At 74.7% G+C, this 16,010-nt stretch carries 11 protein-coding genes; 10 read left to right on the top strand and 1 reads right to left on the bottom strand.

From position 1 onward, the window contains the following. The first annotated feature begins 116 nt into the window (after nt 1–116). The 7 genes from V1J52_RS09325 to obgE all read left to right on the top strand — a co-directional run bounded on the left by V1J52_RS09325 (nt 117) and on the right by obgE (nt 10,285). Nucleotides 117–2,042, top strand: a complete 1,926-nt coding sequence (locus tag V1J52_RS09325) for a TIGR03960 family B12-binding radical SAM protein (protein ID WP_330139177.1) — start codon at nt 117–119, stop codon at nt 2,040–2,042. Nucleotides 2,043–2,048: 6 nt separating this feature from the next. Next, on the top strand, nt 2,049–2,615 hold the full coding sequence (locus tag V1J52_RS09330; protein ID WP_443075761.1) for a GNAT family N-acetyltransferase: 567 nt from the start codon (nt 2,049–2,051) through the stop codon (nt 2,613–2,615). 118 nt (nt 2,616–2,733) lie between these two features. Continuing rightward, nucleotides 2,734–3,492 carry a TIGR03936 family radical SAM-associated protein gene (locus tag V1J52_RS09335; protein ID WP_330139178.1) on the top strand — a complete coding sequence of 253 codons (759 nt, stop codon included), beginning with the start codon at nt 2,734–2,736 and terminating at the stop codon, nt 3,490–3,492. Between the two features lie 238 nt (nt 3,493–3,730). Then, complete coding sequence (locus tag V1J52_RS09340; protein ID WP_330139179.1) at nt 3,731–7,858, top strand: Rne/Rng family ribonuclease; 4,128 nt, start codon at nt 3,731–3,733, stop codon at nt 7,856–7,858. 259 nt (nt 7,859–8,117) lie between these two features. Beyond that, nucleotides 8,118–8,438, top strand: coding sequence for a 50S ribosomal protein L21 (gene rplU / locus V1J52_RS09345; protein WP_330139180.1), 321 nt, complete (start codon nt 8,118–8,120; stop codon nt 8,436–8,438). 14 nt (nt 8,439–8,452) lie between these two features. Continuing rightward, entirely contained in the window at nt 8,453–8,710 is a 258-nt protein-coding gene (rpmA, locus tag V1J52_RS09350) for a 50S ribosomal protein L27 (protein ID WP_330139181.1), read from the top strand. 129 nt (nt 8,711–8,839) lie between these two features. Further along, complete coding sequence (gene obgE, locus V1J52_RS09355) at nt 8,840–10,285, top strand: GTPase ObgE (RefSeq protein WP_330139182.1); 1,446 nt, start codon at nt 8,840–8,842, stop codon at nt 10,283–10,285. Between the two features lie 55 nt (nt 10,286–10,340). Here the strand turns inward: obgE and V1J52_RS09360 are convergent, their stop codons facing one another. Then, the gene (locus V1J52_RS09360) at nt 10,341–12,455 is read right to left on the bottom strand and encodes a hypothetical protein (RefSeq protein WP_330139183.1); all 2,115 of its coding nucleotides are present in this window, start codon (nt 12,453–12,455) and stop codon (nt 10,341–10,343) included. A 337-nt stretch (nt 12,456–12,792) separates the two neighbouring features. Here V1J52_RS09360 and proB point away from each other — a divergent pair, with 337 nt between their 5' ends. The 3 genes from proB to V1J52_RS09375 all read left to right on the top strand — a co-directional run bounded on the left by proB (nt 12,793) and on the right by V1J52_RS09375 (nt 15,966). Then, nucleotides 12,793–13,935 carry a glutamate 5-kinase gene (gene proB, locus V1J52_RS09365; protein WP_330139184.1) on the top strand — a complete coding sequence of 381 codons (1,143 nt, stop codon included), beginning with the start codon at nt 12,793–12,795 and terminating at the stop codon, nt 13,933–13,935. Nucleotides 13,936–14,104: 169 nt separating this feature from the next. Continuing rightward, entirely contained in the window at nt 14,105–14,554 is a 450-nt protein-coding gene (locus V1J52_RS09370; protein WP_330139185.1) for a DUF8830 family protein, read from the top strand. 74 nt (nt 14,555–14,628) lie between these two features. Beyond that, entirely contained in the window at nt 14,629–15,966 is a 1,338-nt protein-coding gene (locus tag V1J52_RS09375) for a glutamate-5-semialdehyde dehydrogenase (protein ID WP_330139187.1), read from the top strand. Nucleotides 15,967–16,010 lie beyond the last annotated feature (44 nt).

The following is a 16,010-nucleotide window of genomic DNA, read 5'->3' on the forward strand; positions in this document are numbered from 1 at the left end:
CGGGCACCGGGCTGGCACTGGCGGGACGGCTGCGCCGGACGGGTTAGGCTGGAGGGTCACGGCCCACGACGAAGCCGTCGAGCCAGCACACACCCCCGCATCCGAGGACACCACCCATGCCTGTCGAGTCGGTCTTCCCGCGCCTGGAGGCCCTCCTCCCGCACGTCCAGAAGCCGATCCAGTACGTCGGCGGTGAGCTGAACTCCACCGTCAAGGACTGGGACGCGGCCGACGTCCGCTGGGCGCTGATGTACCCGGACGCCTACGAGGTCGGACTGCCCAACCAGGGCGTCATGATCCTCTACGAGGTGCTCAACGAGCGCGAGGGCGTGCTCGCCGAGCGCACCTACAGCGTCTGGCCGGACCTGGAGGAGCTGATGCGCGAGCACGGCGTCCCGCAGTTCACCGTGGACGCCCACCGCCCCGTCGGCGCCTTCGACCTCTTCGGCGTCTCCTTCTCCACCGAGCTGGGCTACACCAACATGCTCACCGCGCTCGACCTCGCCGGCGTTCCGCTGGAGGCCGCCGAGCGCACCGAGGACCACCCGATCGTGGTGGCCGGCGGCCACGCCGCGTTCAACCCGGAGCCCATCGCGGACTTCGTCGACTGCGCCGTCATCGGCGACGGCGAGCAGGCCGTGCTGGAGATGACCGAGATCGTCCGCGCCTGGAAGCGCGAGGGCCGCCCCGGCGGGCGCGACGAGGTGCTGCTGCGCCTGGCGAAGACGGGCGGCGTCTACGTGCCGCGCTTCTACGACGTCGAGTACCTGCCCGACGGCCGCATCGCCCGCGTCGTCCCCAACCGCTCGGGCGTCCCGTGGCGGGTGGCCAAGCACACCGTCATGGACCTGGACGAGTGGCCCTACCCCAAGCAGCCGCTGGTGCCGCTCGCCGAGACGGTGCACGAGCGGATGTCCGTGGAGATCTTCCGCGGCTGCACCCGGGGCTGCCGCTTCTGCCAGGCGGGCATGATCACCCGGCCGGTGCGCGAGCGCTCCATCACCGGCATCGGCGACATGGTCGAGAAGGGCCTGAAGAACACCGGCTTCGAGGAGGTCGGACTGCTGTCGCTGTCCTCCGCCGACCACAGTGAGATCGGCGAGGTCGCCAAGGGCCTGGCCGACCGCTACACGGAGGACAAGATCGGCCTGTCGCTGCCCTCCACCCGGGTGGACGCCTTCAACATCGACCTGGCCAACGAGCTGACCCGCAACGGCCGCCGCTCCGGACTGACCTTCGCCCCCGAGGGCGGCAGCGAGCGCATCCGCAAGGTCATCAACAAGATGGTCTCCGAAGAGGACCTCATCCGCACCGTCGCCACCGCCTACGGCAACGGCTGGCGGCAGGTGAAGCTGTACTTCATGTGCGGCCTGCCCACCGAGACCGACGAGGACGTCCTCCAGATCGCGGACATGGCCACCCGCGTCATCGCCAAGGGGCGCGAGGTCTCCCGGTCCAACGACATCCGCTGCACCGTCTCCATCGGCGGGTTCGTGCCCAAGCCGCACACCCCGTTCCAGTGGGCGCCGCAGCTCTCCGCCGAGGAGACCGACGCCCGGCTGGAGAAGCTGCGCGACCGCATCCGCGGCGACAAGAAGTACGGCCGCTCCATCGGCTTCCGCTACCACGACGGGAAGCCCGGCATCGTCGAGGGCCTGCTCTCCCGGGGCGACCGCCGCACCGGTGACGTCATCCGCGCGGTGTACGAGGCCGGCGGCCGCTTCGACGGCTGGCGCGAGTACTTCAGCTACGACCTGTGGATGGAGTGCGCCGCGCGGACGCTGCCCGCGCACGGCGTGGACGTCGACTGGTACACCACCCGCGAGCGCACCTACGAGGAGGTCCTGCCCTGGGACCACCTCGACTCCGGGCTGGACAAGGACTGGCTGTGGGAGGACTGGCAGGACGCCCTGGACGAGACGGAGGTCGAGGACTGCCGCTGGACCCCGTGCTTCGACTGCGGCGTGTGTCCCGCGATGGACACCGCGATCCAGGTCGGCCCGACGGGCAAGAAGCTGTTGCCGCTGACGGTCGTGAAGTAGCCGGCCGTGCCCCAGCTCCTGCCGCCCACCACGGACGTGCACGCCTCCTTCGTCGCCGCCATGCGCGAGTTCGCGGCGGAGGGGCGCGGACGGCCGGAGGACCTGTCCATGGTCGGCAGCGACATCCGCGTCCACGGCGCGCGCTGGAGCGCGCCGGACGCGTTCGCCGCGTACGTCGGACGGGTGCGGGCCGACGCCGACCCCGGGGCGTCCCGGCCCGCGGGGCACGTGCCCTGCACCACGCTGTGGTGGGTCGACGGTGACGTCTACCTGGGCCGCGTCGCCATCCGGCACCGGCTCACGCAGCGGCTGCTGGAGTGGGGCGGCCACATCGGCTACGACGTCCGGCCCACGGCCCGGCGGCGCGGGCACGCCACCGCCATGCTGCGCGCGGCCCTGCCGCACGCCGCCGGGCTCGGCATCGACCCCGTCCTGGTCACCTGCGACCACGACAACACCCCCTCGCGCAAGGTGATCGAGGCGTGCGGGGGCGTCTTCGAGGACCGGCGGGCCGAGAAGCTGCGGTACTGGGTTCCCACCCGGCCGCGTCAGGACCCGCACCGGCCGCACTAGGCTTGCGGCAGGACACCCGTGTTCCACCCGCGCCGCGCCCCGCCGGGCGCGGACGCGACCAGCAAGGAGAAGGACCCTGGGGAAGCGACAGCCCGAAGGCCCGCCGCCGGCGCCCGCCGTGCAGCGCATCCGACTGCGCTACGCCAAGCGCGGCCGCCTGAGGTTCACCAGCCACCGCGACTTCCAGCGCGCCTTCGAGCGCGCGCTGCGCCGCGCCGAGGTGCCCATGGCGTACTCGGCCGGGTTCACGCCGCACCCGAAGGTCTCCTACGCGGGAGCGGCGCCCACCGGGACGGCCAGCGAGGCGGAGTACCTGGAGATCGCGCTCACCGCCCCGCGCGACCCGGTCGTGCTGCGGGAGCTGCTGGACACCTCCCTGCCCCCGGGCCTGGACGTCGTCGAGGCCGTGGAGGCCCGCACCACCGGGTTCGCCGAGCGGCTGACGGCCTCCGCCTGGGAGCTGCGGCTGGACGGCGTGGAGCCCGCCGAGGCCGAGCGGGCCGTGCGGGCGTTCCTCGACGCGCCGGCCGTCGAGGTGCAGCGGCAGACCAAAAAGGGGTTGCGGACCTTCGACGCCCGGGCCGCCGTCGCGTCGCTGCGGACCGTTCCCGCAGCTGCGGACGCCGGGTCCGATAGGCCGGGGGCCGGTCCCTGTGCGATACTGCGGCTGGTAGTGCGGCACCTGACACCTGCCGTACGACCCGACGACGTCCTGACCGGTCTCCGCGCAGCGGCCGGCCTGGCGCCGCCGGTCCCCCCAGGGGTGACCAGGCTGGCGCAGGGGCCGCTTGACGAGGAGAACGGCACGGTGACCGATCCGCTGGCGCCCGACCGCGACGCAACCCCCGCCGCGACGGCGCACGGACCGACCGCTTAGGGCCGGCGTCGCGGCGCCGCCGACGTGCCTGGCACCAGGGAGCCACCCGGGTACCGCCGTACGGCCGGCGCACCCACCGACAGACTTTCGCCGTAGCCGGCCGACTGGCAGGAACCGGCGAGTACAGACAACAGCTCCCGTGCGGCGCCCGCGCCCCGGACCGCGACACCGTTTCGATGCCGCGGGCCGCGGCGGTCGCGGGCCCCGCTTCCGGGAGCGTGACGGGAGAAACGCCCGCATGCTCGGACCTACCGATCCCACAGGTTCCGCTCCGGCGGACAGCACCGAGGAAAGCAGCCCCGGCGGCAGCCTGCCGCCGCGCAGGCGCCGCCGTGCCGCGACCCGCCCCGCGGGTCCGCCGGCCGCCGCAGACGTCCCGGCCGCCGCAGACGTCCCGGCCACCGCCGACGCCCCGGCCCCGGCGCCCGCCACGTCGGACGCGGAGGCGGCGTCCGCTCCGGAGCCCGCGTCGGCTCCGTCCGCCGCTGCGGAGCCCGCCGCCGAGGAGCCCGCGAAGCCCGCGCGCACCCGTCGCCGGGCCACCCGCAAGACCGCCGCGCCGAGCACGGCACCGGCCGCCGCCGGGGCGGAGCCCGCCGCCGGGGCGGCCGGGCCCGAGGCCGCCGCGGCCGGGCCGGAGCTCGCTCCGGCGGCCCCCGCCCGGCGTACCCGCAGGTCCCGGAAGGCCGCCGCCGGGGACGGCCCGGAGGCGGAGCCCGCGGCGCAGGACGGCAAGTCCGCGCAGGACGGGAAGGCCGCGTCTGCGGGTGAGGCCGTGAGCGCCGACGCCGGAGGTGACGGGACGGCGGCGGACGCCGGGCAGGCCGACGAGCCGCCGGCGGACCGGCCGAAGGCCCGGAAGGCCACGAGGTCCGGTAGGCCGAGGGCCGCCAGGCCCGTGGCCGAGGACCCGGAGCCCGTGGCCGAGGAGCCCGCGACGCCCACGCTGACGCCGCCGCCGCTGACCTTCCGGGCCCCGGTGTTCACCGAGCCCATGTTCCAGACGCCGCAGACCGCCGCGGCGGCTGCCGCAGCCGGGGTGCGGGGTGCCGAGGAGGAGACGGAGGAGGACGCCGAGGCGGAGCCCGAGGCGCCCGTCGCCGAGGAGCGTCCCGCCCGCCGTCGGCGCCGCCGGACCGCCGAGGCGGCCGACACCGGTGCCCCCGCCGAACCGGCCGCTGAACCGGCCGCCGACGCGGACGGCGAGGAGAGCGACGGCGCGTCCCCGGAGGACTCCGAGGACGGCGGCGAGCGTCCGACCCGCCGCAGGCGCCGGGGCGGCCGCCGCCGCAGGCGCGGCGACGCGGGCGACGACGGCGAGCAGCAGGACACCGATGTCCGGGGTGAGGGCCGCGACGAGGCCGCCGACGAGGACGAGGACGCGTCCCGGGGCGCCGACGAGGCCGCCGAGGACGAGGGCGGTGAGGACGGCGGCTCGGCTTCCACCAGCAGTTCGCGCCGCCGCCGGCGCCGCCGCCGGCGCGGTGGGGACGAGCCGGGTGGCGCGGGCGGCACGGGCGAGAGCACCGGGGACGACCCGGAGCGCACGGTCGTCAAGGTCCGCGAGCCGCGCAAGAAGCGGGACGGTTCCGGTGACGCCGCCGAGGGCGACGGGGTGCAGGCCATCAAGGGCTCGACCCGCCTGGAGGCCAAGAAGCAGCGCCGCCGCGAGGGCCGCGAGCAGGGCCGCCGCCGGGTGCCGATCATCACCGAGGCCGAGTTCCTGGCCCGCCGCGAGGCGGTCAAGCGCGAGATGATCGTCCGGCAGAGCGGTGAGCGGACGCAGATCGCGGTGCTGGAGGACGACGTCCTCGTCGAGCACTTCGTGAACAAGGAGCAGGCCACCTCGTACGTCGGCAACGTCTACCTGGGCAAGGTCCAGAACGTGCTGCCGTCGATGGAGGCCGCCTTCGTGGACATCGGCAAGGGCCGCAACGCGGTCCTGTACGCCGGTGAGGTCAACTTCGAGGCGCTGGGCCACTCCGGCGGCCCCCGCCGGATCGAGAGCGCCCTGAAGTCGGGGCAGCCGGTCCTGGTGCAGGTCACCAAGGACCCGATGGGCCACAAGGGGGCCCGGCTCACCAGCCAGGTCTCCCTGCCGGGCCGCTACCTGGTCTACGTGCCCGAGGGGTCGATGACCGGTATCAGCCGCAAGCTGCCCGACACCGAGCGGGCGCGGCTGAAGCAGATCCTCAAGAAGGTCGTCCCCGAGAACGCGGGCGTGATCGTGCGCACCGCCGCCGAGGGCGCGAGCGAGGAGGAGCTGGCGCGTGACGTGAAGCGGCTCCAGGCGCAGTGGGAGGAGATCCAGCGCAAGGCGCAGAAGGGGAACGCGCCCACGCTGCTCTACGGTGAGCCGGACATGACCGTCCGTGTCGTGCGTGACATCTTCAACGAGGACTTCACCAAGGTCGTCGTCAGCGGCGGCGAGGCGTGGGAGACGATCCACAGCTACGTCACGCACGTGGCCCCCGACCTGTCCGACCGGCTCCAGAAGTGGACGTCCGAGGTGGACGTCTTCGCCACCTACCGGATCGACGAGCAGCTCATGAAGGCGCTGGACCGCAAGGTCTGGCTGCCCAGTGGCGGTTCCCTGGTGATCGACCGGACCGAGGCGATGATCGTCGTCGACGTCAACACCGGCAAGTTCACCGGCCAGGGCGGCAACCTGGAGGAGACGGTCACCAGGAACAACCTGGAGGCGGCCGAGGAGATCGTGCGCCAGCTCCGGCTGCGCGACCTCGGCGGCATCATCGTGATCGACTTCATCGACATGGTCCTGGAGTCCAACCGCGATCTGGTGCTGCGCAGGCTGCTGGAGTGCCTGGGCCGGGACCGCACCAAGCACCAGGTCGCCGAGGTGACCTCGCTGGGCCTGGTGCAGATGACCCGCAAGCGGGTCGGCCAGGGGCTGCTGGAGTCGTTCTCCGAGCCCTGCGTGCACTGCAACGGGCGCGGGCTGCTCGTCCACATGGAGCAGGCGCACGCCGCGGCCGGTGGCGGCAAGCGCGGCAAGAAGAAGGGCAAGGGCGGTCAGGCACAGGCCGACGAGGCCCCGGCCGCCGCGCCCCGGGCCGAGGCGCAGGCCCCGGCCGCGCCGGAGGCGCCCGCCGAGGTGGAGCCGGAGGCCGCCGAGACGGAGCCGGTGGCGCTGCCGGAGCCGCCGTTCGTGCCGGACGAGGAGCTGTACAGCAGCGTCGCCGAGGCCGAGGAGGCCGCGTCGCGGTACGGCCGCCGGGGACGCCGCCGGGCCAGCCGCCGGGCCAGTGCCCCGGTGACGGCGCCGGAGTCAGCGGACGCCGGGGCGGCGGAGGCGGTGGCCGAGGCGGCCCCCGCTGAGACCGCACCCGCCGAGACCGCCTCCGCCGCCTCCGCCGCCTCCGCCGGACCGGTGGTGGCGGAGGAGCCGGTGACGCCCGCGGAGCCGGTGACGGCTGCCGAGCCGGAGGTGTCCGCGGAACCGGAGGCGCCCGCCGGGCCGGAGGCGCCGAGGAGCCGTACGCGGCGCCGGGGCAGCCGGAAGGTCTCCGTGCCCGCCGGTGCGCCGAGGGCCGCGGAGGAGGCGGCGGTCACCGTCGTGCCCGCCGCCGAGCCGGTGCCGGAGCCCGCGCCCGCCGAGACCGCGCCCGAGCCCGCCGAGCCCGTCGAGGAGCCGCCCGCGGCCCCGGCGCGGCGTCGCCGGGCCAGCCGGAAGGTCTCGGTGCCCGCCGGTGCCCCCAAGGCGGCGGAGGCCGACGAGCAGGCGGCGGTGACGGTCGTTCCCGCCGGTGGACCGGCGGAGCAGCCGGAGCCGCAGGCCGGACCGGAGCCCGTCGCGGCTCCGGCCGAGCCGGAGGCGGCTCCCGCCCGTCCGCGCCGCCGGGCCACGCGGACCGCGTCCGCGCCCCCGTCGGAGGCCGACGAGGCCGCCGCGGCGATCGTCCTGCCCGCCGCCGAACCGGCCGCCGAGCCCGCCGCCGAACCGGCCGGGGAGTCCGCCGGGGAGGCGGCTGCCGGTGAGCAGCCCGCGAAGAAGGCCCCGGCCAAGCGGGCGGCGAAGAAGACGGCGGCCAAGAAGGCCCCGGCGAAGAAGGCCACCGCCAAGAAGGCACCGGCCCGGAAGGCCGCGGCGAAGAAGACGGCTGCCACGAAGGCCGCCGAGCCCGCCGCTGAACCGGCCGGGGAGTCCGCCGGGGAGGCGGCTGCCGGTGAGCAGCCCGCGAAGAAGGCCCCGGCCAAGCGGGCGGCGAAGAAGACGGCGGCCAAGAAGACGGCGGCCAAGAAGGCCCCGGCGAAGAAGGCCACCGCCAGGAAGACCGCCGCCAGCAGGGCGGCGGCGGCCGAGCAGGCGTCGGCCCCGACGGTCTCCGAACCGGCGGAGGACTGAGCCGGCGGCTGCGGACCCGGGTGCTCCGGCGCCCGGGTCCGCAGCCCGGTTTGACCCCCTGGTCAGGGCCCCGTAACCTTGACCGTCGGCGTGTCACTGTACGCGCCGTGCCCCTGAGCACATCCCTCCCACCCGGCCGGTCCCCGGCCGCGGGGAGAGGCCGCTCGCTCCCATCCGGGTCACCGTGGACGCCGCAGGGCGTCCCGCGGACGGCGGCTGGCATCAGGGGCTTCCGACCACGAGTGAAAGAGAGATCCGCGTGTACGCGATCGTGCGCACCGGCGGCCGGCAGCAGAAGGTCGCCGTCGGCGACGTCATCGAGGTTGACCGCATGTCCACCAGCAAGGTCGGCGACAGCGTCGAGCTCTCGGTGGTGCTCGTGGTCGACGGCGAGGCCGTCACCAGCGACCCCTGGGTGCTGGCCGGCGCGAAGGTCCAGGCCGAGGTCGTGGACCACCACAAGGGTGTCAAGATCGACATCCAGAAGTACAAGAACAAGACCGGTTACAAGAAGCGCATCGGTCACCGCCAGCTCCACACCGCGCTGAAGATCACCGGCATCGACGCCCCGGCGAAGTAAGGGACTGAGAACAGATGGCACACAAGAAGGGCGCATCGTCCACCCGGAACGGGCGCGACTCCAACGCCAAGCGGCTCGGCGTGAAGCGCTTCGGCGGCCAGGTCGTCAGCGCCGGTGAGATCCTCATCCGCCAGCGCGGCACCCACTTCCACCCCGGCCTCGGGGTCGGTCGCGGCGGCGACGACACGCTGTTCGCGCTGTCCGCCGGTGCCGTGCAGTTCGGCACGGCCCGCGGCCGCAAGGTCGTCAACATCGTGCCGGTCGCCGAGTAACGGCCAACCGGTACGACGCACCACCGAGCCGAGGGCGGACCGCCTCACTCGCGCCACGCGCGGGGAAGCGGTGCCGCCCTCGGCTTGTTAGCACCGAAGAGACATCCGATCTGCCGGGAGGCATCCGTCATGACCACCTTCGTGGACCGCGTCGAGCTGCACGTCGCCGCGGGTAACGGAGGCCACGGCTGCGCCTCCGTGCACCGGGAGAAGTTCAAGCCGCTCGGCGGGCCCGACGGCGGCAACGGCGGCCGTGGCGGCGACGTCGTCCTCGTCGTGGACCAGAGCGTGACGACGCTGCTGGAGTACCACCACTCGCCGCACCGCAAGGCCACCAACGGCAAGCCCGGCGCCGGGGGGCTGCGCATGGGGGCGAACGGCGAGGACCTGGTGCTGCCCGTCCCCGACGGCACCGTGGTGCTGGACAAGCGCGGCGACGTGCTGGCCGACCTGGTGGGCCACGGCACGAGCTTCGTCGCGGGCCAGGGCGGCCGCGGCGGCCTGGGGAACGCGGCGCTCGCCTCGGCGCGGCGCAAGGCGCCCGGCTTCGCGCTGCTCGGCGAGCCCGGCGAGAGCCGGGACATCGTGCTGGAGCTGAAGACGGTCGCCGACGTGGCCCTGGTGGGCTACCCGTCGGCCGGCAAGTCCTCGCTGATCTCGGTCCTCTCGGCCGCCAAGCCCAAGATCGCCGACTATCCGTTCACCACCCTGGTGCCCAACCTCGGCGTCGTGACGGCCGGCTCCACCGTGTACACCGTCGCCGACGTCCCCGGGCTCATCCCGGGCGCCAGCGAGGGCAAGGGCCTGGGCCTGGAGTTCCTGCGGCACGTCGAGCGCTGCGCGGTCCTGGTCCACGTCCTGGACACCGCCACGCTGGAGTCCGACCGGGACCCGGCCTCCGACCTGGAGGTCATCGAGCGCGAGCTGGACCAGTACGGGCGCGGCCTGGCGGACCGGCCGCGCATCGTGGTGCTCAACAAGGTCGACATCCCCGACGGCCAGGAGCTGGCCGACATGGTGCGGCCCGACCTGGAGGAGCGCGGCTACCGCGTCTTCGAGGTCTCGGCGCTCAGCCGCCAGGGCCTCAAGGAGCTGTCCTTCGCCCTGGCCGGCATCGTCGGCGAGGCGCGGGCGGCCCGGCCGAAGGAGGAGGCCACCCGCATCGTCATCCGGCCGCAGGCCGTGGACGACGCGGGCTTCACCGTCACCCGCGAGGACGAGGGCCTGTTCCGGGTGCGCGGCGAGAAGCCCGAGCGGTGGGTGCGCCAGACGGACTTCAACAACGACGAGGCCGTCGGGTACCTCGCCGACCGGCTCAACCGGCTCGGCGTCGAGCAGGAACTGCTCAAGGCCGGGGCCCGGGAGGGCGACGGCGTGGCCATCGGCGACGAGGACAACGCCGTCGTCTTCGACTGGGAGCCCACCGTCATGGCGGGCGCCGAGATGCTCGGCCGGCGCGGCGAGGACCACCGCATGGACGAGGAGCGTCCGGCCGCCCAGCGCCGCCGCGACCGTGAGGCGGAGCGCGGCGACACCTCGCTGCGGGAGTACGAGGAGTTCGACCCCTTCGCGTGAGCCGCCCGCCCCGGTGCCACCGGGCCGCCCGCCGCGCGGCCCGGTGGCACCGGGGTCAGGCCGTGACCGAGTCCTCGTTCTCCTCCGCCGTGCCGGGGGGCCCGTCGCCCAGTTCGCGGCGTGTGCGCTCCCTGAGCTGCTCCTCCGCGCGTTCCTGCTGCGGCTCCCGCGCGGCGGCCTCGGCCATGCGCGCCCGCCGCTCGTCGGCCCGGATGCCCAGTGCCCGCACGGCCGCCTGGAACCGTTCCAGGGACGGCGGCCGGGACGGCCCGAGGAGGTGCCGTTTCAGCCGCGCCCTGGCGCCCGCCAGGGTGTCGAGCCGGGGATCGCGGACGGCGGCCAGCAGGGCGGGCACCCCGGCGGCGTCGGGCGTGAGGATCGTCGCGGCCCGCGCCGTCGGGTAGGCGGCGCGGAATCCCTCCTCGGACAGCCCGGTGGTGTTGGCCACGGCGTAGGGCTTCTCGCTGCTGAGGTAGTCCGAGACGACGCTGGAGACGTCGCTGACGAGCAGGTGCGCCTGGTTGAAGCAGGAGTACAGGCCGGGGCGCGGCCCGGTGACGGTCTGGTGCTCCCACGCGGGCAGCGACGCCCAGTACGCCTCTTCCCAGGCAGCCTGAGCCCGTTCCACGGCGACGGCCCAGCCGGGGTCCGGCACGCCCTGGAGCAGCATGCGCTCCACGTCGTCGGCGCTGGCGCGGAACACGGCGGCGGACAGCTCGTCCAGCTCGGCGGCGCGGCGCGCGGCCTCGGCCGCCGCCTGCGGACCGGGTCTCTCGCGGTCCGGTCCGGCCGCGCGCGCCGCGTTGGCCTCGGCGATGACGGCCTGGATGCGCGCGTCGGCGAGAGCGGCCCGCACGTCCACCGAGCCCGTCATCGGGTGCGGCTTGTACAGGAGGCGCACGCCCGGGTCGGCGAGCAGCGCCCGGACGACGTTCTCCCCGGCCAGCATGATCGAGGTGTTGCCCGGGTCGTCGGTCCAGCCCTCCCAGGTGGGGGCGTACAGGACGGTGAGCCACGGCCCGGTGGGCGGTCCCGCGCCGGGCAGGACCGGCGCGAGCTGCGGGCGGCCGACCTCGACCACGTCGCGGTCCTCCACGCCGATGTCGGCGAGCTGGTAGCGCTCCCTGGCGGCGGGCCCGGCCACCCACACCTCGTCGTACGCCTTCGCGTACGGGTTGCAGCTGGAGAGCTTGTCGCTCTCGCCGTGGTTGACGAAGGCGTGCTTGACCGAGGGGATGCGCAGCACCTGGGACGTCTTGCCGGAGTTGGCGGGGTGCAGCAGCACCCTGAGCGTGGAGCGCTCCAGCGCCATGAGGTGCGCCACCTTGGGGATGCACACGACCGGCACGTCCGTCGCCGCGATCTTCTGCACCATGAACCGTTCGCGCAGCACGAGCAGCGGCCTGCCGTCGAGGGCGGCGAGTGTGGACAGCCACATGTTGGCCTGGTAGGCGGAGGACGCGCCGCCGGAGAAGTACATGCCGTGCGTGGGCCGGTACCCGTCCAGCCAGCCGTCCAGCCAGTCCAGCACCTTCTGCTCGCCCGGCGCCCGCCTGCCGGGCAGCAGCCAGGTGCAGGTGTACAGGGCGCCGCCGGCGAACAGCGCCAGGGAGGCGCCGACGCCCGCCACGCCCCACAGCGCGTCCGCCGTCGCGGCGGCGACCAGCAGGCCCGCGGTGGCCGGGACCATGAAGACGAGCAGCCTGCGTCCCGGCTGGCGGGCGAGGATGCGCGGGGGCGCCGGGCACAGGCCGAGTGCGGACACGTCCACGTTGCGGGTGACGACGGGCAGCGAGCGGTCGCGCCGGACGACGAGCGCGGCCGTCTGGCAGGCGAAGTGCGCCGCGTACGCCAGCAGCAGGCCGGTCACCAGCGGTGTCTCGGTGAGCGGGTCGAACCCGGGGATCTGGACGAGTCCGATGACGAGCAGTATGTCGCGCAGGAGCTGCCGGGTCGGCGCGTCGAAGCGGACCCGGCCGAGCAGTGCCAGCAGCCGCGGCTGCCGGTGGTGCAGGTACAGGTCGAGGGCGAGCCCGCCCGCGGTGGCGGCGATGAACAGCGGGACGACGGGCAGCAGCGCTCCGGCGAGCTGCGCGGCGAAGAACACCAGCATGGCGAGCAGCGCGCAGAACTGCCCCAGGCGTCGGGAGAGGACTCCGTCGAGTGGCACGGGCGGTGACTCCTGCGGAAGCGGAAGCGGAGGCGGGAAGGATCTGGGGAGGGGGATGACCCGGGGGATGGGGCTGGAGTGCGGCGTGGTGTCGTGGTGACGCTGTGTGCAACGACCGTAGGCCGGAGGGACAAGCGTCACAATTCATGGTGAACCCCCACGCGCTGCGCCGCGCTCCCGCGCGCCGGGTGGCAGGCCGTGACCAGCCGGGCCGCGGCCGCACCCCGCCGTCCGGCCCATGGACCCGCGAGCGTGACGAGAGCGGGCTGACGTAGATTGCGGCCGTACGGCGCCCTCACCGGCGCGCATCGCGGCACAGGCACAGCTGGGGGTTCCCGTGGCAGGGGCAGCCGAGGCACAGGGAGAGGTCACGCGGCACGATGTCGAGCGCGCCCGCCGCGTCGTGGTGAAGGTCGGCTCCTCCTCGCTCACCACCGCCGCCGGCGGCCTGGACGCCGACCGGGTGGACGCGCTCGTGGACGTCCTCGCCGCGCACGGGCACAAGGACGTCGTGCTCGTCTCCTCCGGGGCCATCGCCGCCGGGCTCTCCCCGCTCGGCCTCACCCGCCGCCCCCGCGACCTGGCCCGCCAGCAGGCCGCGGCCAGCGTCGGGCAGGGCCTGCTCGTCGCCCGCTACACCGCCTCCTTCGCCCGCTACGGGCGCCGGGTGGGCCAGGTGCTGCTGACCTCCGACGACACCAGCAGGCGCGGCCACTACCGCAACGCCTTCCGGACGCTGGAGCAACTGCTCGCCATGGGCGCCGTGCCCGTGGTCAACGAGAACGACACGATCGCCACCGACGAGATCCGGTTCGGCGACAACGACCGGCTGGCGGCCCTCGTCGCGCACCTCGTCCGCGCCGACCTGCTCGTCCTGCTCTCCGACGTGGACGGCCTCTACGACGGGAACCCCAGCACACCCGGTGCCTCCCGCATCGAGGAGGTGCGCGGTCCCGCCGACCTCGAAGGCGTCTCCCTGGGCAGTGTCGGGGCCGCCGGAGTGGGGACGGGCGGCATGGTCACCAAGGTGGAGGCCGCCCGCATCGCCGCGGGCGCGGGCATCCCCGTGGTGCTGACCTCCGCCAGCCGGGCTGCCGCCGCGCTGGCCGGACGGCCCACCGGCACCTACTTCCACCGCACCGGCCGCCGCTCGGCCGACCGGCTGCTGTGGCTGGCCCACGCCTCCAGCCCGCAGGGCGCCCTGATCCTCGACCCCGGGGCCGTGGAGGCCGTCGTGGAGCGCCGCACCTCCCTCCTCCCGGCGGGCGTGCAGCGCGTGGAGGGCGACTTCTCCGCCGGTGACCCGGTGGAGCTGCGTGACGCGGGCGGACAGCCGGTGGCCCGGGGGCTGGTCAACTTCGACGCCAAGGAGCTGCCGCGGCTGCTGGGCCGGTCCACCCGGGAACTGGCCCGCGAACTCGGCCCGGCCTACGAGCGGGAGATCGTCCACCGCGACGACCTCGTGCTGCTGCGCCGCTGAGGGGCGCCCCCGGCGGACGCCGCCGGCAAAGCGGTCAGTCTTTCCACGGACACCTTCGGCAAAACGGCCACGCGACCGGCCCAGGACTGGTCAACTGTGGTGCGGCGGCCAGGAATCGGTCCGCCACCGCACCGCAGTTCCCGTGCCAGTACCGCACAAGGAGGCCGCCGTGAGACGACTGGCCAGCGTCGGCGAGAAGTCTCTCCGGCAGGACCCGCAGCGGCCGACGGCCGTCGAGCAGCCCACCCCCGGCGGGGCGTGTCCCGACGCGGACGGCGCGTCCCGCCTGTGGCACGTCACGCTGAGCGTGTCCGGCGCCGAGGTGCCGCTGGGCGAGGTGCGGCGCGGTCTGGAGCAGCTCGCCCACGACCACCCGTTCCTGCTGACCAGCCGGTACGCCAACGACCACGCGGAGATCCGGTACTGGGAGGAGGCCCGCGACCTGCGGGACGCCGCCGCCGTCGCCCTGCGCCTGTGGGGTGAGCACCGCGCCAGCGCCCAGCTCCCGCCGTGGGAGATCGTCGGCCTGGAGGTCATCGACCGGGAGACGTACCACCAGCGCGTCGCCGAGGGCTACGGGCCGCCCCCGGCCGCCCCCGTCGGCGCCCACCCCTTCTGACGCGTTCTCCCGCGGCGTCTCGCAGCGTGGACGTCTCGACGGGACGTCGAGCGCTCCTGTCATACGCTGGCCGCATGAGCAGCACTCCCACGCCCACGGCCTCCGCCGCGCCCACCGAGCCGTCCTTTGGCGGCGGCGCTCCGTCCGCCTCCGGCGCCTCGCCGGTCGTCGAGACCGCCCGCCGTGCCCGGGAGGCGGCAGCCCGCCTCGCACCGCTGCCGCGCACGGCCAGGGACGGTGCGCTGCTCGCCATCGCCGACGCCCTGGTGGCCCGCACCGGGGAGATCACCGCGGCGAACGCACAGGACGTCTCCCGGGCCCGGGAGGCCGGGACGCCCGGCGCCATCGTCGACCGGCTCACCCTCACGCCCGAGCGGATCGCCGCCATCGCCGCCGACGTGCGGGACGTCGTGGCGCTGCCCGACCCCGTCGGCGAGGTGCTGCGCGGCTCCACGCTCCCCAACGGCCTGGAGCTGCGGCAGATCCGGGTGCCGCTCGGCGTCGTCGGCATCATCTACGAGGCCCGGCCCAACGTGACCGTGGACGCCGCCGCGCTGTGCCTGAAGTCGGGCAACGCCGTGCTGCTGCGCGGCTCCTCCTCCGCCTACGCCTCGAACACGGCGCTCGTCGGCGTCCTGCGGGACGCGGTGGCCGCCGCCGGGCTGCCCGCCGACGCCGTACAGCTCGTCCCCGGCCGGAGCCGGGACAGCGTGACGGAGCTGATGACCGCGCGCGGCCTGGTGGACGTGCTGATCCCGCGCGGCGGCGCCTCGCTGATCAGGACGGTCGTGGAGGGCTCGACCGTGCCCGTCATCGAGACGGGTACGGGCAACTGCCACGTCTACGTGGACGAGCGGGCCGACCTGGACGTGGCCGTGGACATCCTGGTCAACTCCAAGGCGCAGCGCCCCAGCGTGTGCAACGCCGCCGAGACGGTGCTCGTGCACGAGGGCATCGCCGGCACCTTCCTGCCGCGGGCGCTGGCCGCGCTGGCGGAAGCGGGCGTCACCGTGCACGGTGACGCGGCCTGGCGCGAGGCCGCGGGCGACGCGTCCCACGTCGTCGCCGCCACGGAGGAGGACTGGGAGACGGAGTACCTCTCCTACGACATCGCCGCCGCCGTGGTGCCCGACCTGGACGCCGCCGTCGCGCACATCCGCCGGTACAGCTCGGGGCACACGGAGGCGATCGTCACCCGCGACACCTCGGCGGCCCGCCGGTTCGTCGCCCTGGTGGACTCCACCGCCGTGATGGTCAACGCCTCCACCCGTTTCACCGACGGCAGCCAGTTCGGTTTCGGCGCCGAGATCGGCATCTCCACGCAGAAGCTGCACGCGCGCGGCCCCATGGGCCTGCCCGAGCTGACCTCCACCAAGTACGTCGTCACCGGCGACGGGCACGTGCGCGGCTGAACCGCCTCCGTCCCCCTGCCCCCGGACCGGTTGCGGGGCTACGC

The sequence above is a fragment of the Streptomyces solitudinis genome, from assembly GCF_036323765.1.
GTDB lineage: Bacteria > Actinomycetota > Actinomycetes > Streptomycetales > Streptomycetaceae > Streptomyces.